This is a genomic window from Nonomuraea glycinis, assembly GCF_035920485.1.
In the GTDB taxonomy this organism is placed as follows: domain Bacteria; phylum Actinomycetota; class Actinomycetes; order Streptosporangiales; family Streptosporangiaceae; genus Nonomuraea; species Nonomuraea glycinis.
The window spans coordinates 6,453,552-6,476,353 of record NZ_CP109166.1 but is presented as its reverse complement, the minus strand read 5'-3'; the positions used below and the strand labels follow the sequence as shown (position 1 = coordinate 6,476,353).

The window sequence follows — 22,802 nt, the reverse complement described above, 5'->3', positions numbered from 1 at the left end:
GCCGGAATGCGAGCGCTCACCTCCAGGGGGCGCTCGTTCCTCGCCTCCGGGCTGGCCGCGCTGCTGATGGCCGTCCTGCTGGGCGAGAACGACCTGTTCAGGATCGGGGTGCTGGTGACTGCCCTGCCGTTGCTGGCCGCGATGGTGGTGGCACGCACCCGATACCGGCTGAGCTGTGCCCGGCGCCTGGACCCGGCCAGGGCCGAGGTCGGCGGCGAGGCGACCGTGACCCTGCGCCTGGAGAACGTGACCAGGCTGCCGACCGGGCTGCTGCTGATCGAGGACACCGTCCCATACGCGCTGGGCGTGCGGCCCAGGTTCGTGCTGGACAGGGTGGAGGCGCGCGGCGTCCGGGAGATCGACTACCGGGTCCGCTCCGACCTGCGCGGGCGCTACACGATCGGCCCGCTGTCGGTGCGCATCGCCGACCCGTTCGGCCTGGTGGAGCTGGCCCGGGCGTTCACGATCAGCGACACCCTCGTGGTGACCCCGCAGGTGGTGGCGCTGCCGCACGTACGGCTGTCCGGCGAGTGGACCGGCGGCGGCGACAGCCGTACGAGGAGCGTGGCGGCCGCGGGCGACGACGACGTGGCGCCACGCGAATACCGGCAGGGCGACGACCTGCGCCGGGTGCACTGGCGCTCCACCGCGCGCCACGGCGAGCTGATGGTACGGCGCGAGGAGCAGCAGTGGCAGAGCCGCGGCGCGCTCCTGCTCGACACCCGCAGGTACGCCCACCGCGGCGACGGCCCGCGCTCCTCCTTCGAGGTGGCGGTCTCGGCCGCGGCCTCGATCGGCGTGCACCTCTCGCGTGAGGGCCTGGGCCTGCGGCTGGTGACCGACCAGGGCGCCGAGCATCTGACGGACTCCGGACTGAGCTGGTCGCTGCTCGACACGCTCTCCATGGTGCGCAGCAGCTCGGCCCGCTCGCTGGAGATGGGCGTGTCCGCGCTTCGGCAGGGCGGCGGTGACGGCCTGATCGTGGCCGTGGTCGGCGCGCTCGACCCGGAGGAGGCGCGGGAACTGGCCCGGCTCAGGCACAGCGGCATCACCGGTGTGGCGGTGCTGCTCGACGTGGACACCTGGGAGGGCGAGGCCCCCGGCTCGGCGGAGAACCTCCGGGCCGTGGAGACCGTCCTGGCCGGCTACGGGTGGCGGATCGTCCGCCTACCCGCCGGCGTCTCGATCGCCTCGGTCTGGCCGGACGCCGCCAGCCGGGGCAGGTACTCCCTCACCGGAGGTTCGGCATGAGGCTCTCGATAGCGGCCGCGGTGGCGACGTTCACCTCGGCCATCCTGCTCTATCCGCTCTTCGAGGGCGGCCGGTGGTTCTGGAGCTCACTCGGCGTGGTGCTGGCCGTGCTGGCCGCCAGCGTGCTGAGCACCCGGCTGTCGCTGCCCGCGTGGGCCGCGCCGCTGGTCAGCGTGGCGGCGCTGTGGATCTTCCTGACGGCTTCCTTCACCGCCGAGGAGGCCTGGGCGTGGGTGGTGCCGACCAAGGAGTCGGTCCTGGAGCTGGCCGGCCTGCTGAGCACCGGCTGGGACGACATCCAGCGGTTCGCCGCGCCGGTGCCCGCCAACGAGGGCATCTCGCTGCTGACCGCCGGCGGCGTCGGCCTGATCGCGATCATCGTCGACCTGCTGGCGGCCCGGCTGCGGCGGGCCGCGCTGGCCGGGCTGCCGCTGCTCGCGCTGGCCACGGTGCCGGCCACGATCCTGATCGATCCGATCAGCTGGCCCGCGTTCATCATCGCGGCGCTCGGCTTCGTCAGCATGCTGGCCGCTGACGGGCGTGAGCGGGTCGGGCACTGGGGCAGGGCGGTGCTGGTGCGCCGCACCCGGTCCGCCCGGGCCGACCTGCCCGCCCACACGGCCGACACGCGCGCGCTGCGCCTGTCGGGCAAGCGGATCGGCTTCGCCGCCATCGCGCTGGCCGTGCTGGTGCCCGCGGCGCTGCCGGCGATGGAGCCGGTCTCGTTCTTCAGCTTCGGCGTGGGCGGCAACGGCTCCGGCCTGGGCAACTCGATCAGCATCCCGAACCCGATCGCGAACCTGAAGGGGCAGCTGGAGCTGCCGGAGAAGCGCACCGTCCTCACCTATGTCAACAGCGACAACCAGCCGCGCTATCTGAGGATCTACGCGCTCGACACCTTCGACGGCGACCAGTTCGGGATGACGCAGCCGGAGGGCGCGCCGGAGAACCGGACGGAGAACGGCCCGCTGCCGCCGCCGCCCGGCCTGAGCCGGCGCGTGAAGGTCGACAACGTCCGGTCCACCATCACCGTCAGCGACGAGATCGCCAAGTTGTCGTTCCTGCCGCTGCCGTATCCCGCCAGGGAGATCCGGATCGACGGTGACTGGCGCGCGGACGTCAGCACGCTGATGGTCTTCTCCACCCGCGACGAGGCGGCGGGGGTGGAGTACCAGGTCGCCACGAGCGAGCCGGTGCCGACGGCCGACCTGCTGGACTCGCTCCCCGAAGGCACCCAGGGCGCCGACCCTCGCTATCTGGAAGTGCCCGACGACCTGCCGCCGGGGATCAGGGATCTGGCGGCGCAGGAGACGCAGGGCGCGTCGACCCCCTATCAGGCCGCGGTCAAGCTGCAGGAGTTCTTCACCCGTACCGGCGGTTTCGTCTACAGCCTGGAGACGCAGGGGCACAGCAACTCCGCGCTGCAGGACTTCCTGCTGCGCAGCAGGGCGGGCTACTGCGAGCAGTTCGCCGCGTCGATGGCGCTGCTGGCGAGGATCGCCGGCATCCCCTCGCGGGTGGCGATCGGCTACACGGGCGGCACGCAGATCGGCGGCCAGTGGACGGTCGGCACCAACGACTCCCACTCCTGGCCCGAGCTGTACTTCGAGGGCGTGGGCTGGCTGCCGTTCGAGCCGACCCCCGCGGGCTCGCTGGGCCAGGGCAGCGCCCGGGTGCCGACCTACACCCAGCCGCGGCCGAGCGCCACGGCTTCCAGCGCGGCCCCGACCCCCGGAGCCACCGACTCCTCCGCGGACGAGCCGCAGGACCCGGGGACCCGGCAGAACCCGCGCGAGCTCGACCGTGAGGCGCTCATCGCCGCCGGCGGGCTGCCGCCGGACGAGTCCATGCCGCTGATCGCCAAGATCGGCATCGGCGCGGGCGTGCTCCTGCTGATCCTGCTCATCCCGGCCGCGATCAGGCTGGTGACGAGGAGCAGGCGGGTCCGCACGCTCGGCTGGAAGGTGTCGCGGCCGGCGGACGAGGTGACGGCCAGGGTCGTGTCGGTGAACTATCCATCGGTCGCGGCGGCCTGGGCGGAGCTCGACGACGCGTTGTGCGACTACGGGCTGACGCGCCAGGCCAGCGAGACGCCGCGCGCGCTGGCGCGGCGGCTGACCGAGCAGTACGAGTTCGACGCCGAGTCGGGCGCGGCCGTCATGACGATCGCGACGACGGTGGAGCGGGTGCTGTTCGCCAGGGATCCCGGCGAGATCGGCCCGCTGAACAAGGACCTGCGCAGAGTGCGGCAGGCGCTGGCGGGGACGGTGTCGCGGGCGAGGCGGGTGCGGGCGGTGCTGATGCCGCCGTCGACGCTACGGCGGCTGCGGCTCATGGGCGAGAGTCTGCTGGACGGCTTCGACCGGCTGGAGAACATCAGGTGGCGGCGGACGGCAGCGCAGAAGGGCGCATGACGATCTGACCGAACGTGCGTGCGGTCGCTCCCCCGGAGGGGAACGGCCGCACGTTCGTCTTATGGGTGCTGAAGCTCAGCGCTCGTCGTGACGACGGCGCCAGCGCTCTTCCATACGCTCCATGAAACTCCCCCGGTTCCCTCCCCGGCGGACCTGCTTGCCTGGGGCGCTGGCTCCTGATGCCGAAGCGGAGTCACCGAACCCATTCATACGTTTCCAGCTGGACAGACCCCACAGACACGCGGCGAGCATGACCACGAAACCGCCGACGCCGAGCGGGATCAGGTTGATCACTACGCCGACCATCAGCAGAACGACACCGAGGACAAAGCCTATGGAGGCTTTGACCAGGCGACGCTTGTAATGGCTGCGCGGGTCACTGATCCTTACGGTGTTGGCCCACTTCGGGTCCTCGGCGTAGAGGGCCTGCTCGATCTGGTCGAGCAAGCGCTGCTCGTGCTCAGAGAGCGGCACGGCGCCTCCCAAGGACGGCCCCAGGACGGGGAATACGGCAACGGACGACACGGGGTGTCCGAACCTCGCGGTCGGTTATCCCCAGAATACGAGGCTGTAGACGTAGGCGAAAGCAAACGTCCAACGCAGACCAAACCGGAGGTGACGTCATGGCTTCATTCTGGGCCATAATTCTCCCCTCCCCCGAAGTCGTGACATCGCCTCACGCCTCCATTTCATCAAGTCTGCCCCGAACTAGCGATGCCGGGAGCACCGCATCGGGACCGAATCTCCGCACAGCCCGGTCCATGGCCTGCTCGGCCTCGCGCCAGCCGGTCTCCCGCTCACCCAGGCTGAGCTGGCGGGACGCCGAATCGGCAGGGCGCAGACCTTCCATCCGGACCCCCACCAGGCGCAACCGCACGCGGTCGAGATCCGCCGCCTGGAACAGCTCACAGGCTGTGGCGTAAATCTCCTGAGCGACGTCGGTGGGCTCTTTGAGGGTCCTGGACCGACTGATCGTGGAGAAGTCGGCGCGGCGCAGCTTCACGCTTACAGTCCTGCCCACGTGTCCGGCCTTACGCATCCGAGCGGCCACGCGTTCGGACAGGCGCAGCAGCTCGCGCCTGATCACCTCGGGATCGTCGACGTCGACGGCGAAGGTCTCCTCGTTGCCGATGCTCTTGTCAGGGACGTGCGCGGTCACCGCCCGCTCGTCCCGCCCCCAGGCCAGCGCCGCCAGATGACCGCCCACCGCCTGCCCCAGCTCGCGCTGGAGCGTGCCGGAAGGCACCCTGGCCAGGTCGCCGACGGTGCGGATGCCCAGCCGCACCAGGGACTGCTCGGTGCGCTCACCGACGCCCCACAGCGCCGACACGGGCAGCGGATGCAGGAAGGCCACCACCTCGTCGGCGGGCACCACCAGCATGCCGTCGGGCTTGCACTGCTTCGAGGCGAGCTTGGCGATGAATTTACTGCTCGCGATGCCCACGGAGCAGGTGATCCCGAAGCGCTCCAGCACCTCGGCCCTGATCATCGCGGCGATCACGCTGGGTGAGCCCAGCCGGCGTCCGGCGCCGGCCACGTCGAGGAACGCCTCGTCGGAGGCGATGGGCTCGACCAACGGGGTGACCGCGTGGAAGATCTCCATGACGCCCCGGGAGACCTCGGTGTACTTGCCGTGGCTGGGCGGGATGATCGTCGCGCGCGGGCACAGCCTGCGCGCCCTGCTCATGGGCATCGCCGAGTGCACCCCCTGGGCCCTGGCCTCGTAGGTGGCGCTGAGCACCACCCCGCGCCCGGCGGGCGAGCCCACGATCACCGGACGCCCCCGGAGCTCGGGACGCTCCAGCAGCTCGACGCTGGCGAAGAAGGCGTCCATGTCGACATGCAGGATGGGACAGCCGCTGTCATCGACCCCGGTCCGCGGAGCGGGGCCCATGCCTGTGATCTGCTTACGAGACACGCCGCCTATTCTATCCGAACACGTGTTCAACGCCGGTGGTCACCGTCGATGGCCCAGCACATGGAGTTGGGTAGCGATGTCGCGCAGCACCGGATGCGCCGAGGCGGCCTGCTCCAGGGCCACCAGCGCGTCGGCGGCGCCCGGCTCTCCGTCGAGCAGGCGGCTCGGCACCAGGTCGGCGAAGACCCGCACGCCGTGCACCGCGCCCGGCGCGAACCCCGCCGTGGTCAGCAGCCCGGTGAGGGCGTCGGCGTCGAAGCGCCGGGGCGTGGGGTCGCGGTCGCCCCAGCTCCCGGCCGGGTCGGCCAGCACGGACCTGGCCTCGTCGAACTGCCCGGCCAGCGCGCGATGGATGGCGCTGGCCACCGGGTTGGCGGCCAGCACGCTCACCGCGCCGCCCGCGCGGACGAGCTGGGCGATGGCGGTCAGCGCGCCGAGCGGATCCTCGACGTACTCCAGCACGCTGTGGCACAGGACCAGGTCGGCGCTGTCGCCGCTGAGCAGGTCTCCCAGGTCGGCCGCGTCGCCCTGGAGCCCGCGCACCTCCACGCCCTTCTCCTTGGCCCTGCGCTCCAGCGCGGCCAGCGAGTCGGGGCTGGGGTCGACCACGGTCACCGAATGACCCAGCACGGCGAGCGGCACGGCGAATCCACCGGTGCCGCCGCCGGCGTCGACGATGTCGAGCACGTCACGCCCGGTGGTGGCGGCCAGCTCGGCCAGCACCCCGCGCAGCGCGTCCCAGACGACGGCGGTGCGGACCGCCGGGGTCCTCGTGGCGCCTTCAGCTCGCAACGTCGGCTCGCCTCCCTCTCCTCCACGGACGCGCCCAGCCTACGCCGTGCACACGGTCGTCGCTCCCCCGCATCGAGGGCAAATTCACACCCCGGAGAACCGAGGGACCCGACGAGCCTGAAGGAGAGGGCGACCAGGGGAACCTACGAGCCCGAGGACCCGCCAGGACACGAGGGCCTACAAGCCCGAGGACCGCCGGCGGGACGGGCGGTCAGAGGTAGCGGGCCAGTTCCCACGGGTCGTGGGCGGAGATGACCGTCACGTCCTGCGGCAGCTCCCGAAGCCGTGCCTGGTTGGCGATCCGGAGCTCGGCGTCCACCTGGGAGTCGAGCTGCACGATGTCGAGCAGCGGATGCGGCCGCGGGTCGGTGCGGGAGAGCTCCCGGTGGTAGAAGTACGCGTCGCCCGCGTGCAGCAGCCACCCGTCGCCCTGCTTGACGGCCACCCCGGCGTGCCCTCGGGTGTGCCCGCCGAGCGGGATCAGCAGGATCTCCGGCTGCACCCCCTCCACCTGGAGCGCCCCCTCGAACCCGTACCACTCGCTCCCCGCACCGGCCGGGTAGGTGACCCACGAGGGGCCGTGCGCCCAGTGACCGGGCCGGTAGCGGCGGCTCGGGCCCTCTTCCAGCGCGGCCTTCAGCTCGGCCTCCATGACGTGCACACTGGCGTGCGGGAAGTCGGGCAGCCCGCCGCTGTGGTCGACGTCCAGGTGCGTGAGCACGATGTGCCGTACGTCAGCGGGGTCGTGACCGAGCGCGGCGACCTGCTCGACGGCGGTCTCGGCGGGTACGAGCGCCGGCTCGACCAGCGCCACCCACTCCGGGTCGAGCAGCTCGCCGGGCCGCGCCACGTCGTCCGCGCCGAGCCCGCTCTCCACGAGCACCAGCCCGGAGCCGGGGGTCTCGATGAGCAGGGCGTGGCAGACGGCGGGCGCGGGAGCGAACTCACGGGTCGATTCGAGCTCACGCATCGAACCGAGATTCAGGTGATGGATTCTCATGGGCACTAGACTGCGACTTGAAGCGCGGTTCAAGTCAAGGAGTGCGAACATGTTGCTCGACATCGCCGAGGTGTCCCAGCGGTCCGGCCTGGCGCCTTCGGCCCTGCGCTTCTACGAGCGCAAGGGTCTCATCACCCCCGACGGCCGCAACGGCCTGCGCCGCGCCTACCAGGCGGAGACGCTGAGCCGGCTCACCCTGATCACCTGCGCCCGCGACGCCGGCTTCACCCTGGCGGAGATCGCCGCCTTCCTGCGCGCGGGCCCGTCGGACACGGTCCTGCGCGAGCGGATGGCGGCCAAGGAGCGCGAGGTCAGCGAGCGCGTCGACCAGCTCACCCGGCTGCGTGACAGCCTGCGTCACGCAGCCGTCTGCGAGCACGACCCGCTGGTGGAATGTCCCGAGTTCAAGCAGGCGATCCGGCGCGCGCGGTGAGGGGCCGCGCGCCCGTCGCCATCAGAGCGGCCAGAGCCGTCAGAGCCGTCAGAGCGTCAGACTGGGCTTGAGCTGCTTGAAGCGGGCCAGCAGACCGTTGACGAACTGCGGCGACTCATCCGTCGACAGCTCCGCGGCCAGGTGCACCCACTCGCTGATGACCACGCCCTCGGGCACGTCGGGCATCCACAGCAGCTCGTACGTGCCGCCGCGCAGCAGATTACGGTCGACGGCGGGCATCCGGTCGAGCGTCCACCCCTCGGAGTAGGTGGTGATCAGCTCGTCGATGCGGGCGGCATGCCTGGCGACGCCCTCGACGATGGCCGAGGTGTACTCGTTCACCGGAGGATCCTTGCGCTCCACCCGCTCGCCGAGGATCTTGATCGGGTCCTCGGTGCGCGCCTCGGCTTCGAAGAGGATGTCGAGCGCTCGCCTGCGTGCCTTGCCGCGTGCCGACACCTCAGGCCCGGCCGAGGTATTCGCCGCTGCGGGTGTCGACCTTGACCCGCTCGCCGGGGGTGATGAAGAGCGGCACCTTGATCTCGGCGCCGGTCTCCAGGGTGGCGGGCTTGGTGCCGCCGGTGGAGCGGTCGCCCTGCAGGCCGGGCTCGGTGTTCTCGATGGTCAGCTCGACCGCGGCGGGCAGGTCCACGTACAGTGCGGAGCCCTCGTTGAAGGCGATCGTGGCGAGGGTGTTCTCGAGCATGTAGTTGGCGGCGTCACCGACCGTGAGGGCGGGCACGTTGACCATGTCGTAGGTCTCGGTGTCCATGAACACGAAGTCGTCGCCGTCCTTGTACGAATACTGCATCTCGCGCTTGTCGACGTTGGCCACATCGACTTTCACTCCGGCGTTGAAGGTCTTGTCGACGACCTTGCCGGAGAGCACGTTCTTGAGCTTGGTGCGCACGAACGCGCCGCCCTTGCCCGGCTTGACGTGCTGGAACTCCACGACGGCCCAGAGCTCACCACCGTCGAGCTTCAGCACCATGCCGTTCTTGAGGTCGTTGGTCGTCGCCACTCGTTCTCTCCCGCGTGTGGCCGCTCAAAGAACGAGCAGCTCCTTGGTCGTCTTGGTGAAAAGTTCCGCCCCGCTCCCACGTGTCACGAGAGTGTCCTCGATGCGAACGCCGCCCCGGCCCGGAAGATAGACCCCCGGCTCGACGGTGATCGGAACTCGGTCCTCAAGTCTACCTGTACGGGACGGGCCCAGGAACGGGTCCTCGTGGATCTCCAGGCCCACTCCGTGGCCGAGCCCGTGCCGGAAACGGTCACCGTGACCGGCCGCCATGATGATGGAGCGCGAGGCCAGGTCCACCTGCTGGGCCGGTACGCCCGGCAGGACCGCCTGGCAGCCCGCCCGCTGCGCCTCGGCGACCAGGTCGTAGATCTCCCGCTGCCAGTCCGCGGGCCGGCCCAGGCAGACGGTGCGCGTCATGTCGGCGTGATAGCCCTGGTAGAGGGCGCCGAAGTCCATGGTGACCAGATCGCCGGAGCGCAGCTCCCGGTCGGTGGGGGCGTGGTGCGGGATGGCGCCGTTCTCGCCGGCGGCGACGATGGTCTCGAAGCCGGGCTTGTCGGCGCCGAGCTCGATCATCCGGGCGTCGAGGAGGCGGGCGAGGTCCCGCTCCGTGACACCAGGCCGGATATTTCGCGAAATATCGGCGAATGCCTGGTCAGTGATCGCGCAGGCCGTGCGGACCAGCTCCAGCTCGTCGTCGTCCTTCACCATCCTGAGCCGCTCCACCAGGGGCTCCAGCGGCACCAGCCCCCCGCCCAGCCGGTTGTAGGTGGCCACGCTCATGCTCGCCGCCTCGATGCCGACGCCGGGCACGGCCAGCCGGCTCGCCACGTCGGACGCCTCCACGGCCTCGACGTCCAGCCCGCGCGTCTTGTCGATGTAGCGGTTGTCGGTCACGAGCAGCGCCGACCCGTCCGCCCCGACCAGGACGGCGGCGTTGGAGCTGGCCAGCCCGGTGAGATAGCGCACGTTGACGCCCGAGGTGACCAGCATCGCGTCGACCTCGTACGCGGGCAGCATGGCCGCGAGGCGCGCCCGCCGTTCCTGGTAATTGACCGTCATTTCGCCAATGTACGTGTATCGCCAACCCTGTCACTATGTGCGACCCACGCCACGTCCGAAGTGTGATCTTCTAGTTGAGCGGCCACTCGCGCAGCCACTCGGCCAGCGGGCCCTCCTGGGCCACCTGTCCCCTGTCCTGCGCCCTGATCAGGTCGCGCGTGATGCCCCTGAGCTGGTCGCGTCCGGCCTTTTCCTTGCCCTCGGCGAACTTCTGCTCGGCCTTCCTGATCTTGTCCTGCGCCTTGCGCGCCACGCGCGGATCGACCCCGTTCAAGGTCATCTGATGCCTGATGGTCTCGTCGAGATTGCGCATCCAGCCGCCCCACCCGCCCGGCGGCGGCTGGCCGACGCCCACGACGCCCTTGCGATTGACCTCGCCCGTCTCCCGGAGGCCGGTGGGCTCGGCGGTCGGCAGGGGCGAGAACGACGGTTCCGGCGTCGGCGTGGGGGTCGGGGTCGGGGTCGGTTCGGCGGGGGTCTCGCTGGGCGTGCTCGACGCGATCGGGGTGGAGCCGGCGACGGGTTCCTCCGGCTGCCCCGACCCGCCCCACACCACCATCGCGACGGTGACGGCCACGATCGCGGCCAGCGCCGCCCCGAACTGGATGAACAGCCGCCTGTTGGAGGTGTCCCGGGCGGGCGGCGGCTGGAGCTCGGCCGCGGCGAAGACCGCGGTGTCCCCGGCGCGTGGCGCGGGCTCCTGGAACGCGGGGGCGGGACCGCCCACCACCTTGGCCCGCGGCCTGGCGATGGCGGCCAGCGTCCGCCGCAGCGACTCCCCGCTGCCGGGCCGCTGGGCGGGGTCCTCGGCCAGCAGGGCGACGACCAGACGGTCCAGCTCCTCGGGCACGTCGGGACGGACCGAGCGCGGGCCCTGCCCGGCGGGCGGCTGCCCGGTGAGCAGCTCGTACATGATCACGCCGAGCGCGTAGAGATCGGCCGGCGCCTGTCCGCCACGCCCGTCGAGCTGCTCGGGGGCCCGGTAGCGGCGATCGTCCGGTGCGGGCTCCTGCTCGGCCAGCCCGAATCCGGCGACCTTCAGCACGCCGCTGCCGGCCAGCCGGAGGCTGCCGGGCTTCAGCTGCCCGTGCACCACCCCGGCCCGGTGCGCCGCGTCCAGTCCCGCCGCGGCCTGCCCGACCAGATCGCACACCTCGACGATCTTCATCGGCCCGCGCGCGGCCAGCTCCTCGGCCAGGCTGGGCCCGGTGAGGAACTCCATCACCAGGAACGGGGAGCCCTCGTCCTCACCGACGTCGAGCACCATGGCCACGTTCGGATGGATCACCCGGGCGACGGCCTGGGCGTGCTGCCGCAGGACCTGCCGGGTGCCCGCCCCTACCGCCTTGGCGCCCAGCACGCGCACGGCCACGGTCCAGTCGGCGCGGGTGTCGTACCCCCGCCAGACTTCTCCCATCGGCGAGCTGCCGATGAGCTCATCGAGCCGATACCGGCCGGCCACCAGTGACGGGGTCTCGTCGGACATATCTCCGCCAATACGTAAACAATCATCAGGTTTCGACCCACCATAGAGCCACCGGCCCTCGCACCGCCCCCGAGACCGGTGCACCGGAACGCCGAAACGCCCGCCCTCCCGGAGGAGAGCGGGCGTTTCGACGTGTGCGTGCCGGTGCGCAGGTCGCCTAACGGCGAAAGGCACAACGCGGCTCCAGCCGGACGGTATTCCGCGAAGGCGATAGGTGAGGCCCTGGGACACTGGTCGCACCGGTCACAGGGGAGATAACCAAGGCACGCGGCCGAACATTCCCGCGGTCAGCCGGCGATCTCCCTGATGGTCTCGATCAGCCGCACCCGCTCCTCGTGCGTCGTGCCGAACGGGCTCACGTTGAGCGTGGTGACGCCCGACTCCTTCAGCGCCGCCACCCGGTCGCGCACGAACCCCTCGCTGCCGATCAGCGCCATCGACTCCAGCAGCTCGGTCGGCACGAGCGCCGCCGCCTCCTCCTTCTTCCCGTCGAGGTAGAGCTCCTGGATCCGCTCGGCCTCCTTCTCGTAGCCGTAGCGCCTGGCCAGGTCGTTGTAGAAGTTCTTGCCCTTGGCGCCCATGCCGCCGATGTAGAGCGCCGCCATCGGCCTGCCGAACTCCAGCAGCCCGCGCACGTCGTCACCGATCGCCAGGCCGGCCTGCGCGATCACGTCCAGCTCGCCCAGCTCCGGGTCCCGCCTGGCCTTACCCGCGGCCAGCGACGCCCCCCACACGTCGGCGGCCTTCTCCGGCATGTAGAAGATCGGCTCCCAGCCTTCGGCCAGCTCCGCGGTCTGCTCGACGTTCTTGGGGCCGATGGCCGCGACCACGATCGGGATGCGGGACCGTACCGGGTGGTTGATCAGTTTGAGCGGCTTGCCGAGGCCGGTGCCCTGCCCCTGGGGCAGCGGCAGCGTGTAGTGCTTGCCCTCATACTGCACGCGCTCGCGCCGCCACACCTGGCGGCAGATCTCGATGACCTCTCTGGTACGGCCCAGCGGCGCGGTGTACGGAACGCCGTGGAAGCCCTCGATCACCTGCGGGCCCGATGCGCCCAGACCCAGCGTGAACCGCCCGTCGGAGACGTAGTCCAGGCCGGCGGCGGTCATCGCCAGCAGGGTCGGCGTGCGCGAGTAGATCGGCAGGATGCCGGAGGCGATCTGCAGGCGCTCGGTCCTGGCCGCGATGTAGCCCATCTGGCTGACGGCGTCGAAGCTGTACGCCTCGGCCACGAACACGATGTCCAGGCCGGCCTTCTCGTAGTCGGCCAGTTCGGCGACCGTCTCCTTGAATCCACCCGCGTAGTTGAGTGCCATACCGATGCGCATACTGGACTCCCGCTGAACCGAATGTTGTTCCGTTGCGATGCCAGAAAGGTTAGCGTGTCGGCTGTTCGGCCCGTGAGCCACTAGCTTGGTCACGTGCTGAGAGGGATCGTCGTCGTGGTGTCCGCCGTGGTGGCCGTGGTGCTGGCCGGGCACCGGCTCATCCCGGTCCTGGGGGGCTTCACGACGATCGTGGAGAGCGTGCTGCCGTGGCTCGGCTGGATCGTTCCGCTCCTGCTGGTCGCCGCCGCCCTGGCCCGCTCCGCGGTGGCCACGGCCGCCGCGCTGGTGCCCGGGGTGGTGTGGGCGGTGATGTTCGGCTCCACGCTGGTCCGGTCGCCGCCCGGCGGGCCCAGCGACCTGGCGGTCGGCACCGTGAACGTGGGCGTGCGCAACAATGCCTCCGGTGAGGCGGTGCGGGCCATCGCCGACGACCTGGACCTGCTGGCCGCCCAGGAGCTCACCCCCGGCGGCCCGGCGGCCAAGCAGCTCAACCGGACGTTCAAGCACCGCTACGCCGTCAGCACGGTCGGGCTGTGGAGCCGCTATCCGATCTCCAAGCGCAAGCCGCTGGACGTCGGCATGGGCTGGGTGCGGGCGCTGCGGGCGGTGGTGACCACGCCGAAGGGCGAGGTGACCGTCTACGTGATGCACCTGGCCTCGGCGCGCCCCGGGCACACCGACTCCCGGGACACCTCGCTGGCCCAGGCGCGCAAGCTCATCGACGCGGACACCAGCGAGCGTGTCCTGCTGCTCGGCGACCTCAACACCGCCACCACCGACCGCGGCATGCGCGGGCTGACGCCGCCGCTGACCGACGCGCAGGCGGCGGCCGGCGACGGGTTCGGCTTCACCTGGCCGGCCGAGTTCCCCATCACCAGGCCCGACCACATCCTGTTCCGCGGGATGACGGCGACCGAGGCGGGAGTGGCTCCGGCGACGGGCAGCGACCACCGGGCCGCCGTCGCCTCACTCCGCTTCTAGCAGGCGGAGGTCCTCCAGCGTGTCGATGTCGGTCGGGTCGCCGGGGCACGCCACCTCGGTGACCAGCTCAGGGCGGGAGGCGAGGAACGGCCGCGCCCCCACGTCGCCGCGCGCCAGAGCCGCCACCTCGGCGAAGTGGCGGCGATCGATGAGCACCGGGTTCCTGCGCCTGCCGTCGTAGGTCGCGACCGCCACCTCGACGCCGGAGTCGATCAGCGCGCGGACCCCCTCCGGCCGCACGAACGGCTGGTCCACCAGCGCGATCACCACCGCCTCCGCCTCGGCGGGCACCGCCGCCAGGCCGACCCGCAGGGACGACCCCATCCCGGACGCCCAGTCAGGATTCTGTACGGTCACCGCGCGGCGCACCTGCGGCGTGGCGGCGCCCAGCACGACCACCACGGGATGGCAGCCGCCCTCCTCCAGCAGCCGCACGCCGCGATCGACCAGCCGCTCCCCCTGGTGCTCCAGCAGCGCCTTGGGCCTGCCGAGCCGGGCGCCCTGCCCGGCCGCGAGCAGCAGTCCGGCGACCCGTGAGCGTCTCATGGCGCCTCGTGGTGGATGCGGCCCTCGGTGTCGGTCAGCGGCCGTCCCGAGCCGCCCCAGCGGATCTGGATCAGCTCGGCGGCGATCGCCACGGCCGTCTCCTCCGGGGTGCGGGCGCCGAGGTCGAGGCCGATGGGCGAGTGCAGCCGGGCCAGCTCCTCCTCCGTCAGCCCCGCCTCGCGCAGCCGCGCCAGCCGGTCCTCGTGGGTGCGGCGCGAGCCCATCGCGCCCACATAGCCGGCGTCGGTACGCAGCGCGACCTCCAGCAGCGGCACGTCGAACTTCGGGTCATGGGTGAGCACGCAGATCACCGTACGCTCGTCCACCTCCTGCGTGGCCAGATAGTCGTGCGGCCACTTCACCACCACCTCGTCGGCCTCGGGGAAGCGCTTGCGGGTGGCGAAGACGGGCCGGGCGTCGCAGACGGTGACGTAGTAGCCGAGGAACTTGCCCACCCTGGCCACGGCGGCGGCGAAGTCGATCGCGCCGAACACCAGCATCCGGGGCGGCGGCGCGAGGGACTGCACGAACACCGCCAGGTCGTCCAGCCGCCGCTCGCCCTCCGGGCCGTAGCGCCGGATGCCGGTCAGGCCCTGGGCCAGCATGCCGCGCACGTCGTCGTCCACGGCGTCGTCCAGCCGCTGCGGGCCGAGCGTGCCGGAGGCCCGGTCGGGCCAGATGACCCGGCGGGCGCCCACCCGGCCGGGCCCGGACAGCACGGTGGCGACGGCGACCGGCTCCCGCGAGTCCACCGACGCCGCGATCTCGCCCAGCTCGGGGAAGGTCTCCTGGGAGATCGGCGCCACGAAGATGTCGATGATGCCGCCGCAGGTGAGCCCGACGGCGAACGCGTCGTCGTCGCTGACCCCGTACCTCTGCAGGACGGGTGTGCCGATCCCGGTGGCGAGCTCGAACACCGCGCCCTCCACGCACCCGCCGGACACGCTGCCGACCACCTCGTCGCCGTGCACCGCCATGGCCGCGCCCGGCTGACGGGGCGCGCTGCTGAACGTGCTCACCACCGTCGCGAGCCCGAACGGCACCCCCGCCCTCCACCAGCGCATGATCTCTGGCAGTACGTCACGCATGTGCGAGCCTTTCGCTGAGTTCCTCATAGGCGGCCAGGCTGTGCCCGGCGACCAGATCGTCGAGATGCGGCAGTGCGGCCCGCATGCCGCCGGTGAGCGGCTGGTAGTCCTCGTAACCCTTGTGCGGGTTGGCCCAGATCACCCGGTGCGCCTGCCTGGCCAGTCTGGCCAGTTGGGTGCCGAGCAGCTCCGGGTCCCCGCGTTCCCAGCCGTCGGAGGCGATCACCACGATCGCCCCGCGCGCGCTGTGCCGGACGAGGAACTCCCTGAGCTCCTCCCCCAGTCTGGTGCCGCCGCTCCAGTCCGGGATCGCCCGCGAGACCTCGGTGAGCGCGGTGCCGGGGTCGCGGTGGCGCAACTCGCCGGTGATCGAGGTGAGCCTGGTGCCGATCGAGTAGACCTCGGTGGCCCGCGGCTCGCTCCTGACCAGGGCGTGCGCGAAGCGCAGCAGCGTCTCGGCGTACGCCGCCATCGAGCCGCTGACGTCCACGAACAGCACCACCCGGCGCGGCCTGGTGGTGTGCCGCCGGTGCAGCAGCCTGGCCACCTCGCCCTTCCTGAGCGCCTCGCGGACGGTGCGCGACGGGTCCAGCGGCCCCCGGTGCGCGCGCCGGTGGCGTCGTGACCGCCTGGTGGCGCGGCCGCCGCTGAGCATCGACAGCATCCGGTGCACCTCGGCCCGCTCGGCCTCGGTCAGCCGGGCCACGTCCCGATGGCGCAGGACCTCGGTCCGGCTGGCGGTGGCGGGCGCCACCTCCCCCTCCTCGCGCCGCTCGCCGTCCGCGGCGGCGACGGTGTGCCGGGTCACGGACGTCGTCGCGGTACGGCGCAGCGCCGCCTTCGCGCCGCTGAAGTAGGCGGCGAAGCACCGGTCGTAGCGGGGCAGGTCGTCGGGGCCCGCGCAGAGGGTCAGCCGGCCGGCCCAGTACACCTCGTCCGGCACGGTCACGTCGAGGTGGTCGAGCGCCAGCAGGAAGTTCTGGGTCCTGGCATGGTCGGCGGCCACCCCGGCGGCCCGGAGCGTCCTGACGAAGCCGGTGACGGTGGCGGCCAGCTCATCCACGATGGAGCAGCCCACCGGCCAGGACGCGCTCGACGTCCTCGCGGTACTTCAGCGCGGCGCCCAGGCTGGCCGCCGCCAGATCCGGGTCCAGCTCCTTGGCGCCGAGCGTGAGCAGCGCCTCGGTCCAGTCGAGCGTCTCGGCCACGCCGGGCGGCTTCACCAGATCGGCCTGGCGCAGCCGCTCGGCCGCCCGGGCGACCTGCGCGGCCAGCGTCTCGGTGCACTCGGGCAGGCGGCGCAGCAGGATCGCCACCTCCCGGTCGAAGCCCGGGTGCTCCAGCCAGTGGTAGAGGCAGCGCCGCTTGAGCGCGTCGTGCACCTCCCGCGTCCGGTTGGACGTCACCACGACCACCGGCGGCGTGGCGGCCTTGATCGTCCCCAGCTCGGGGATGGAGATGCTGAAGTCGGACAGCACCTCCAGCAGGAACGCCTCGAACTCGTCGTCGGCCCGGTCGATCTCGTCCACGAGCAGCACGCTCGGCTGCGTCTCCAGAGCCTTCAGCAGCGGCCGCGCGATCAGGAACCGGCGCCCGTAGATCTCGCCTTCGAGCCGGGCGAGGTCGGCGACCCCCGCCGCCTCGGCCGCCTTCAGGTGCAGCAGCTGCCGGGCGAAGTCCCAGTCGTAGAGCGCCTGGGCGGCGTCGAGCCCCTCATAGCACTGCAACCGGATCAGCGGCGCCCCGAGCATCGCGGCCAGCGTCTTGGCCAGCTCGGTCTTACCGACCCCCGCCTCCCCTTCGAGAAACAGCGGCCGCCGCATCCGCAGCGCCAGGAACGCGGCCGTGGCCAGTCCCTCGTCGGCCAGATAGGCATGCCGGTCGAGCAACTCGATGAGCTTGTCCGGCGACTCGATGTCCATTGCCCTGATTGTCCGCCGCCGCACGCTTCCAGGCAACGCACCACCAGGCCCCACCGGCCCGTCACTCATAGTAATGTGACGATCACTCAAACCCAAAGGAGGGGTCATGCCCCCAAGCCTGCTGCACGAGATGCCCCTCGAGATGATCTCCCGCCGCCCCGGCTTCGCACTGGAACTGCTCGCCTGGGGTCTGCGCGGACATGCCGACGACTACCACGACGCCTGTCTGGAATCGGTCGACCTGAACGAACGCCTCCCCACCGAATACCGGGCCGACTCGGTCATCTCGGTGAAGGGCCCCGATGGCCGTAAACGTTTCGTGATCGTCGAGGTGCAGCGCACCTACAAGGAGGAGAAGGTCTGGACCTGGGCGGCGTACGCCGGAGCCCTCATGGGCCGGCACAAGTGCGGCGTCATGCTGGTGGTGGTCTGCCTCGATCAGAAGACCGCCGACAAATACCGCAGGCCCATCACGTCGGCTGAAAGCTCGCTGATCATCTGCCCCGTGGTCGTCGGCCCCAACGAGCTTCCCATCCTGCGGGAAGCACAGGATGTCCTGGCCTCGCCGGAGATCGCCACCCTCAGCGCGATCACCCGACCCCACGACGTCGAAACGGTCGTCGCGGTGGCCACCACTCTGGCCACTTTCGACGACGAGCGGGGCCTCATTTACTACGATTACCTGCGGGGACAACTCCCTGAGACAGTCCGCTCACAACTGGAGGAACTCATGATCGACACTGCCCCACGCCTCCCCGACCGCTTCACCGAGCCGATCGAGCGCGCAGCCGAGGCCAGAGGCGAAGCCCGTGGTGAAGCCAAGGGTCTCCTCACCGTCCTCGAGGCGCGGCAGCTGTCCATTCTCGCGGACCAGCGCGAGATCATCGAATCCTGCGCCGACACCGGCAAGCTGCTGGGCTGGACGAAGAAGGCCGCCACCGCCTCCAGCGTCGAGGAGATCTTCGCCGACTAACCTTCGGTCACTGGTCGCGGGCCTCGCCTCGGTCACGGATCAGTGCCGACAGCTCGGCCGTGGCGCGGCCGGCCAGGGCTTTCTCCGATCCCTGGATGCCCATGGCGCCGATCGTGCGCCCGTCGGAGAAGTCGATCTTGGGCCACGGATCTCCGACGAGCAGGGTGACGTCGATCACCTCAGGCCAGGTGTAGCGGTAGGTGCGTACGGCGTTGACGACCGTGATGCCCTCGTCGTCGGCCTCCACCCGGACCCGGCCGAGCAGGTGGAGGACGTACGCCACCGCGCAGCCGAAGCCCACGATCGCCAGCCGGTCGGCGAGCTTGAAGGGGGCGGCGATGAGGATGGCCATCACCACCGACCCGAGCACGATCAGCACGGCGAATCCGTAGGCGACGATCCGCCCCCGGTGGGGGCGCCAGACGACGGGCAGGGGCGGAGGCTGAACGGGCTCAGGCACGGACCGAAATTTACCGCAGGTCAGTGGAGGGTCCGCAGGAGGATGGCGGTCTCCAGTGCGGCGATCGCCGACTCGTACCCCTTGTCCTCCTTGCTTCCCGGCACCCCGGAGCGCTCGATCGCCTGGTCGAGCGTCTCGCAGGTGAGCACGCCGTTGCCGACGGGGGTCCGCTCGTCGAGCGAGATCCGGGTCAGACCGGCCGTGACCGAGTCGCAGACGTAGTCGAAGTGGGCCGTGTCGCCGCGGATGACCGCGCCGAGCGCCACCACCGCGTCGCAGCGGCGGGCCAGCGCCTGCGCGACCACCGGGATCTCCAGTGAGCCGGGCACCCGGACGACGGTGGCGGTGGCGCCCGCGTCGTCGCACGCCTGGACCGCCCGTGCCACGAGCTGGTCGGTGATGTCGGCGTGCCAGCTGGCCGCCACCACGCCGACCGTCAGCCCCTTCGCGTCCGGCGCGACCGCGCCCGGTCGTCCCTCGCCGCTCATGATGCCTCCGAGATGTCGTGGCCGAGGCGGTCGCGCTTGGCCTCCAGGTAGCGCTCGTTGTAGGGGTTCATGGCGACCGGCATGGGCTCGCGGCCGAGGACCTTGATGCCGTAGCCGTCCATGCCCTTGAGCTTGGCCGGGTTGTTGGTGAGCAGCCGCACCGACTTGACGCCGAGGTCGGCGAGGATCTGCCCGGCGTTGGAGAACTCCCGGGCGTCGATCGGCAGCCCCAGCTCGACGTTGGCGTCGACGGTGTCGATGCCGCCGTCCTGCAGGCCGTACGCCCGCAGCTTGGCGAGCAGGCCGATGCCCCGGCCCTCGTGCCCGCGCAGGTAGACGATCACGCCGCGGCCCTCCTCGGCGATGACCGACATGGCGTGCTCGAGTTGCACGCCGCAGTCGCAGCGCAGCGAGCCGAACACGTCGCCGGTCAGGCACTCGGAGTGGGCGCGGACCAGCACGTTCTCGCCGTTGTCGAGGTCGCCGTAGACGAGCGCGAGGTGCTCGCCGCCGTCGAGCGCGCTGGCGTATCCGTACGCCCGCCACATGCCGTGCACGTTGGGCAGGATGGTCTCGGCGACCCTGGTGACCATGCTCTCGGTCCTGCGCCGGTGGTCGACGAGCTGCTCGATGGAGACGAGCGCCAGGTCGTGCTCGTTGGCGAAGGCGCGCAGCTCCGGGAGCCTGGCCATGGTGCCGTCGTCGTTGACGACCTCGGCGAGCACGCCGGCGGGGGTCAGGCCGGCGAGCCTGGCCAGGTCCACCGCCGCCTCGGTGTGGCCGCGCCGGGCCAGCACGCCGCCGACGTGGTAGCGCAGCGGGAAGATGTGGCCGGGCCGGACGAGCTCGTTCGGCTCGGTGGCGGAGTCGGTGAGCGCGCGGATGGTCCGCGCGCGGTCCGCCGCGGAGATGCCGGTGGTGACGCCGTCGCGGGCGTCCACACTGATCGTGTACGCGGTCCGCAGCCGCTCCTTGTTGTGGAAGACCATCAAGGGCAGGCCGAGCCGGTCCAGCTCCGGGCCCTCCATCGGCACGCAGATCACGCCGCTGGTGTGCCTGATCGTGAACGCCAGCAGCTCGGGCGTGGCCTTGGAGGCGGCGAAGATGATGTCGCCCTCGTTCTCCCGGTTCTCGTCGTCGACGACCACGACGGCCTTGCCCGCGCGGATGTCGTCGATGGCCCGCTCGATCGGGTCGAGGATGATGTCGCTCACGATGCCACCGCCACGTGCCCCTGACCGGCCGCGCCCTGGTATTCGCGCAGCCATTTGACGAACCCGACCAGGACGAGCACGAAGAACAACCCGTAGACGGCGCCGGAGACGACCAGCCCGGAGCTGAACGCGAGCGGCACCCCGACGAGGTCGACGGCTACCCAGACGATCCAAAAGTCGACCAGTGCCTTGCCCTGCGCCCAGGTGGCGACGGCGCTGCCGACGAAGATGTAGGCGTCGGCGGCCACCAGGAACGCGCCCTTGGGCAGCGGCTCGTGCGCCCCCCACGACAGGCCGGTGGCGTAGAAGAACAGCCCGACCAGGACCGTTCCGACGAGCATGACCGAGACCAGCAGCAGCCGCTCCCGCCCGGTGGCGGGCCTGACGGCGAGCTCCTTGCCACCCTGCGTGCCGCGGCGCCAAGCCCAGAAGCCGTAGATGGCCAGGCCCGCGAAGAGCACCTGCTTGAGCGCGTTGCCGGTGATGCCGGCGTTGACCGAGGCGATGAACAGCAGCACCGAGGCCGTGAACTGCACCGGCCAGGTCCACATCGACTTGCGCATGGCGAACAGGACCGTGGCCAGGGCGGCGATGTTGCCGACCAGGTCCGTCCAGAGCACGTGTGTGCCGAACACCTCGAATCCGGCGTTGGCCCAGTTCACTGCCCGACCACCAGCCTTTCCACATACTTCGCGATCACGTCGACCTCGATGTTCACCAGGTCGTCCACCTGGCGCTCGCCCATGGTGGTCAGTTTCAGCGTGGTGGGGATGAGGCTCACGCCGAAGCTGCCATCGTCAACAGTCGTCACGGTGAGGCTGATTCCGTCGATGGCGATCGAACCCTTACCGGCCACGTAACGGCTCAGCTCCACCGGCAGGGAGAAGCGCAGGTTGTCCCAGTTGTCGCCGGGTTCCCTGGACAGCAGCACGGCGGTGCCGTCCACGTGGCCCTGCACGATGTGGCCGCCGAGGCGCTGGTCCGCCCGTACGGCACGTTCCAGGTTGACGGCGGAGCCCTCGGTCAGGGCGCCGAGTGAGCTGCGGTCGAGCGACTCCTTGATCACGTCGACGGTGAACACGTCGCCGTGCACCTCCACGACCGTGAGGCAGACGCCGTTGACGGCGATCGAGTCGCCGTGCCGCGCGTCCGAGGTGACGATCGGGCCGCGCACGGACAGCCTGGCCGAGTCGCCGGCCGGCTCGACGGCCACGACCTCGCCCTTCTCCTCGATGATTCCGGTGAACATCATTTCTCCCTGCTGTGTGGTGGGGGCACGGGCCGTGCGGTGAGCCGCACATCCGGCCCGATGAGGGAAACCTCGTCGAAGATCAGTCGGTGCGCCTGGCCGATGCCGCGTACCCCGGCCTCGCCCAGCGCGGCGGGCCCGGCGCCGAGCAGGGCGGGCGCGACGTAGGCGATGACGCGGTCGACGAGCCCGTCCCGGACGAAGGCGCCCGCGAGCGTGGGGCCTCCCTCCAGGAACACGCTGACGACCTCGCGCGCGGCCAGCTCCTTGAGCAGGGCGTGCAGGTCCAGGCCGCCGCCGTCGTGGCGGGGCAGCCGCACATGGTCGGCGTCCAAACCGGTGGCGGTGGCGTCCTCGGCGATGGCGACCAGCGTGGGGGCCGCGCCGTCCAGGACCTTGGCGTACGGCGGGATCCTGGCATCGGTGTCGACCACCACCCGGAGCGGCCGGGCGGGGCGGGCGGTCAGGCGGGGATCGTCGGCCGGCGCGGGGCGGGCGGTCAGGCGAGGGTCGTCGGCCAGCACGGTGCCGATCCCGGCCACGATGGCGTCGCAGCGGGCGCGCAGGCGGTGGACGTCGGCCCTGGCCTCGGCGGAAGTGATCCACCGGCTGGTGCCGTCGGCGGCGGCGGACCTGCCGTCGATGGTGGCGGCGAGCTTCCAGGTGACGTGCGGCCGGCCGAGGCGGGCGTAGGTGAGCCATTCGGCGTTGACCCGCTCGGCCTGCTCGGCGAGCGGTCCGGACGTCACGGTCACGCCGCCCGCGCGCAGCCGCGCGGCTCCCCCGGCCGCCTTGGGCGTGGGGTCGGGCACCGCGATCACCACCCGGGTGACGCCCGCGTCGAGCAGCGCCCGGCTGCACGGGCCGGTCCTGCCGGTGTGGTCGCAGGGCTCCAGGGTCACGTACGCGGTCCCGCCGCGGGCACGCTCGCCGGCTTCGCGCAGGGCGACGATCTCGGCGTGCGGGCCGCCCGCGTAGGCGTGGAAGCCCTCGCCCACGACCTCGCCACCGGCGTCGAGCAGCACGCAGCCGACGACCGGATTGGGGCTGGTGCCGCCGTGTCCGCGCGCGGCCAGTTCGATGGCGCGCGCCATGTGCGCGGTGTCCTGCACCCCGGGCCTCCTACGCCTGTAGCTCTCAGCCACGGCGGGCCCCGGGGGGATGTGGTGCGCGAAC

24 protein-coding genes are annotated in these 22,802 nt (G+C 71.3%); 5 read left to right on the top strand and 19 right to left on the bottom strand.

What is annotated here, in order from left to right:
- The first annotated feature begins 6 nt into the window (after positions 1-6).
- Entirely contained in the window at positions 7-1,251 is a 1,245-nt protein-coding gene (locus OHA68_RS30470; protein ID WP_327103331.1) for a DUF58 domain-containing protein, read from the top strand.
- A complete protein-coding gene (locus OHA68_RS30465; RefSeq protein ID WP_327103330.1) occupies positions 1,248-3,665 on the top strand; it encodes a transglutaminaseTgpA domain-containing protein in 2,418 nt (805 codons plus the stop codon). Before OHA68_RS30470 ends, OHA68_RS30465 begins: the two co-directional genes overlap by 4 nt.
- Positions 3,666-3,740: 75 nt before the next feature.
- Here the strand turns inward: OHA68_RS30465 and OHA68_RS30460 are convergent, their stop codons facing one another.
- The 4 genes from OHA68_RS30460 to OHA68_RS30445 all read right to left on the bottom strand — a co-directional run bounded on the left by OHA68_RS30460 (position 3,741) and on the right by OHA68_RS30445 (position 7,345).
- Positions 3,741-4,139 carry a DUF3040 domain-containing protein gene (locus OHA68_RS30460; RefSeq protein WP_327103329.1) on the bottom strand — a complete coding sequence of 133 codons (399 nt, stop codon included), beginning with the start codon at positions 4,137-4,139 and terminating at the stop codon, positions 3,741-3,743.
- Between the two features lie 202 nt (positions 4,140-4,341).
- On the bottom strand, positions 4,342-5,583 hold the full coding sequence (dinB, locus tag OHA68_RS30455; protein ID WP_327103328.1) for a DNA polymerase IV: 1,242 nt from the start codon (positions 5,581-5,583) through the stop codon (positions 4,342-4,344).
- 39 nt (positions 5,584-5,622) lie between these two features.
- The gene (locus OHA68_RS30450) at positions 5,623-6,375 is read right to left on the bottom strand and encodes a methyltransferase domain-containing protein (protein ID WP_327103327.1); all 753 of its coding nucleotides are present in this window, start codon (positions 6,373-6,375) and stop codon (positions 5,623-5,625) included.
- A gap of 211 nt (positions 6,376-6,586) precedes the next feature.
- Positions 6,587-7,345 carry an MBL fold metallo-hydrolase gene (locus tag OHA68_RS30445; protein WP_225277458.1) on the bottom strand — a complete coding sequence of 253 codons (759 nt, stop codon included), beginning with the start codon at positions 7,343-7,345 and terminating at the stop codon, positions 6,587-6,589.
- Between the two features lie 79 nt (positions 7,346-7,424).
- Here OHA68_RS30445 and OHA68_RS30440 point away from each other — a divergent pair, with 79 nt between their 5' ends.
- On the top strand, positions 7,425-7,808 hold the full coding sequence (locus OHA68_RS30440; protein WP_189139949.1) for a MerR family transcriptional regulator: 384 nt from the start codon (positions 7,425-7,427) through the stop codon (positions 7,806-7,808).
- Between the two features lie 48 nt (positions 7,809-7,856).
- Here OHA68_RS30440 and nusB read toward each other — a convergent pair whose 3' ends face one another.
- The 5 genes from nusB to OHA68_RS30415 all read right to left on the bottom strand — a co-directional run bounded on the left by nusB (position 7,857) and on the right by OHA68_RS30415 (position 12,705).
- Complete coding sequence (gene nusB / locus OHA68_RS30435; protein WP_189139948.1) at positions 7,857-8,267, bottom strand: transcription antitermination factor NusB; 411 nt, start codon at positions 8,265-8,267, stop codon at positions 7,857-7,859.
- A 1-nt stretch (position 8,268) separates the two neighbouring features.
- The gene (efp, locus tag OHA68_RS30430; protein ID WP_189139947.1) at positions 8,269-8,829 is read right to left on the bottom strand and encodes an elongation factor P; all 561 of its coding nucleotides are present in this window, start codon (positions 8,827-8,829) and stop codon (positions 8,269-8,271) included.
- Between the two features lie 24 nt (positions 8,830-8,853).
- On the bottom strand, positions 8,854-9,891 hold the full coding sequence (locus OHA68_RS30425) for a M24 family metallopeptidase (protein ID WP_327103326.1): 1,038 nt from the start codon (positions 9,889-9,891) through the stop codon (positions 8,854-8,856).
- 70 nt (positions 9,892-9,961) lie between these two features.
- Positions 9,962-11,377: a serine/threonine-protein kinase gene (locus tag OHA68_RS30420; protein ID WP_327103325.1), complete on the bottom strand. Its 1,416-nt coding sequence runs from the start codon at positions 11,375-11,377 to the stop codon at positions 9,962-9,964.
- 287 nt (positions 11,378-11,664) lie between these two features.
- Positions 11,665-12,705, bottom strand: coding sequence for an LLM class F420-dependent oxidoreductase (locus OHA68_RS30415; RefSeq protein ID WP_327103324.1), 1,041 nt, complete (start codon positions 12,703-12,705; stop codon positions 11,665-11,667).
- A 93-nt stretch (positions 12,706-12,798) separates the two neighbouring features.
- Between OHA68_RS30415 and OHA68_RS30410 the strand changes: the two genes are divergently transcribed.
- Entirely contained in the window at positions 12,799-13,686 is an 888-nt protein-coding gene (locus OHA68_RS30410; RefSeq protein ID WP_327103323.1) for an endonuclease/exonuclease/phosphatase family protein, read from the top strand.
- Here OHA68_RS30410 and OHA68_RS30405 read toward each other — a convergent pair.
- Genes OHA68_RS30405 through OHA68_RS30390 form a run of 4 tightly spaced genes read right to left on the bottom strand, consistent with a single transcriptional unit; the run spans position 13,672 to position 17,242 of the window.
- Positions 13,672-14,232: a nucleotidyltransferase family protein gene (locus tag OHA68_RS30405; protein WP_327103322.1), complete on the bottom strand. Its 561-nt coding sequence runs from the start codon at positions 14,230-14,232 to the stop codon at positions 13,672-13,674. The two genes, OHA68_RS30410 and OHA68_RS30405, sit on opposite strands and share 15 nt — an antisense overlap.
- On the bottom strand, positions 14,229-15,320 hold the full coding sequence (locus OHA68_RS30400) for an XdhC/CoxI family protein (RefSeq protein WP_327103321.1): 1,092 nt from the start codon (positions 15,318-15,320) through the stop codon (positions 14,229-14,231). The genes OHA68_RS30405 and OHA68_RS30400 overlap by 4 nt, the downstream gene beginning before the upstream one ends.
- Positions 15,313-16,383 (bottom strand): vWA domain-containing protein, encoded by a 1,071-nt coding sequence (locus OHA68_RS30395; RefSeq protein WP_327103320.1) that lies wholly within the window; start codon positions 16,381-16,383, stop codon positions 15,313-15,315. Before OHA68_RS30395 ends, OHA68_RS30400 begins: the two co-directional genes overlap by 8 nt.
- The gene (locus OHA68_RS30390; RefSeq protein WP_327103319.1) at positions 16,376-17,242 is read right to left on the bottom strand and encodes an AAA family ATPase; all 867 of its coding nucleotides are present in this window, start codon (positions 17,240-17,242) and stop codon (positions 16,376-16,378) included. The genes OHA68_RS30395 and OHA68_RS30390 overlap by 8 nt, the downstream gene beginning before the upstream one ends.
- A 106-nt stretch (positions 17,243-17,348) precedes the next feature.
- Between OHA68_RS30390 and OHA68_RS30385 the strand changes: the two genes are divergently transcribed.
- Positions 17,349-18,215 carry a hypothetical protein gene (locus OHA68_RS30385; RefSeq protein ID WP_327103318.1) on the top strand — a complete coding sequence of 289 codons (867 nt, stop codon included), beginning with the start codon at positions 17,349-17,351 and terminating at the stop codon, positions 18,213-18,215.
- Between the two features lie 7 nt (positions 18,216-18,222).
- Here the strand turns inward: OHA68_RS30385 and OHA68_RS30380 are convergent, their stop codons facing one another.
- The 6 genes from OHA68_RS30380 to ribD are packed head-to-tail and all read right to left on the bottom strand — an operon-like array spanning position 18,223 to position 22,738.
- A complete protein-coding gene (locus tag OHA68_RS30380; RefSeq protein ID WP_327103317.1) occupies positions 18,223-18,675 on the bottom strand; it encodes a PH domain-containing protein in 453 nt (150 codons plus the stop codon).
- Positions 18,676-18,695: 20 nt separating this feature from the next.
- The gene (gene ribH / locus OHA68_RS30375) at positions 18,696-19,163 is read right to left on the bottom strand and encodes a 6,7-dimethyl-8-ribityllumazine synthase (RefSeq protein ID WP_189139935.1); all 468 of its coding nucleotides are present in this window, start codon (positions 19,161-19,163) and stop codon (positions 18,696-18,698) included.
- Entirely contained in the window at positions 19,160-20,377 is a 1,218-nt protein-coding gene (locus OHA68_RS30370; protein WP_327103316.1) for a bifunctional 3,4-dihydroxy-2-butanone-4-phosphate synthase/GTP cyclohydrolase II, read from the bottom strand. Before OHA68_RS30370 ends, ribH begins: the two co-directional genes overlap by 4 nt.
- Positions 20,374-21,039: a nicotinamide riboside transporter PnuC gene (gene pnuC, locus OHA68_RS30365; protein ID WP_189139934.1), complete on the bottom strand. Its 666-nt coding sequence runs from the start codon at positions 21,037-21,039 to the stop codon at positions 20,374-20,376. Before pnuC ends, OHA68_RS30370 begins: the two co-directional genes overlap by 4 nt.
- Complete coding sequence (locus tag OHA68_RS30360) at positions 21,036-21,626, bottom strand: riboflavin synthase (protein ID WP_327109575.1); 591 nt, start codon at positions 21,624-21,626, stop codon at positions 21,036-21,038. Before OHA68_RS30360 ends, pnuC begins: the two co-directional genes overlap by 4 nt.
- A complete protein-coding gene (gene ribD, locus OHA68_RS30355) occupies positions 21,626-22,738 on the bottom strand; it encodes a bifunctional diaminohydroxyphosphoribosylaminopyrimidine deaminase/5-amino-6-(5-phosphoribosylamino)uracil reductase RibD (RefSeq protein WP_327103315.1) in 1,113 nt (370 codons plus the stop codon). Before ribD ends, OHA68_RS30360 begins: the two co-directional genes overlap by 1 nt.
- Positions 22,739-22,802: the final 64 nt, after the last annotated feature.

What these genes read in the sequence shown, in the direction of transcription:
- OHA68_RS30470 (WP_327103331.1), top strand. Translation starts at nt 7, where the DNA reads ATGCGAGCGCTCACCTCCAGGGGGCGCTCGTTCCTCGCCTCCGGGCTG.
- OHA68_RS30465 (WP_327103330.1), top strand. Translation starts at nt 1,248, where the DNA reads ATGAGGCTCTCGATAGCGGCCGCGGTGGCGACGTTCACCTCGGCCATC.
- OHA68_RS30445 (WP_225277458.1), bottom strand. Translation starts at nt 7,345, where the DNA reads ATGCGTGAGCTCGAATCGACCCGTGAGTTCGCTCCCGCGCCCGCCGTC.
- OHA68_RS30440 (WP_189139949.1), top strand. Translation starts at nt 7,425, where the DNA reads ATGTTGCTCGACATCGCCGAGGTGTCCCAGCGGTCCGGCCTGGCGCCT.
- OHA68_RS30425 (WP_327103326.1), bottom strand. Translation starts at nt 9,891, where the DNA reads ATGACGGTCAATTACCAGGAACGGCGGGCGCGCCTCGCGGCCATGCTG.
- OHA68_RS30420 (WP_327103325.1), bottom strand. Translation starts at nt 11,377, where the DNA reads ATGTCCGACGAGACCCCGTCACTGGTGGCCGGCCGGTATCGGCTCGAT.
- OHA68_RS30415 (WP_327103324.1), bottom strand. Translation starts at nt 12,705, where the DNA reads ATGCGCATCGGTATGGCACTCAACTACGCGGGTGGATTCAAGGAGACG.
- OHA68_RS30405 (WP_327103322.1), bottom strand. Translation starts at nt 14,232, where the DNA reads ATGAGACGCTCACGGGTCGCCGGACTGCTGCTCGCGGCCGGGCAGGGC.
- OHA68_RS30400 (WP_327103321.1), bottom strand. Translation starts at nt 15,320, where the DNA reads ATGCGTGACGTACTGCCAGAGATCATGCGCTGGTGGAGGGCGGGGGTG.
- OHA68_RS30390 (WP_327103319.1), bottom strand. Translation starts at nt 17,242, where the DNA reads ATGGACATCGAGTCGCCGGACAAGCTCATCGAGTTGCTCGACCGGCAT.
- OHA68_RS30385 (WP_327103318.1), top strand. Translation starts at nt 17,349, where the DNA reads ATGCCCCCAAGCCTGCTGCACGAGATGCCCCTCGAGATGATCTCCCGC.
- ribH (WP_189139935.1), bottom strand. Translation starts at nt 19,163, where the DNA reads ATGAGCGGCGAGGGACGACCGGGCGCGGTCGCGCCGGACGCGAAGGGG.
- OHA68_RS30360 (WP_327109575.1), bottom strand. Translation starts at nt 21,626, where the DNA reads ATGTTCACCGGAATCATCGAGGAGAAGGGCGAGGTCGTGGCCGTCGAG.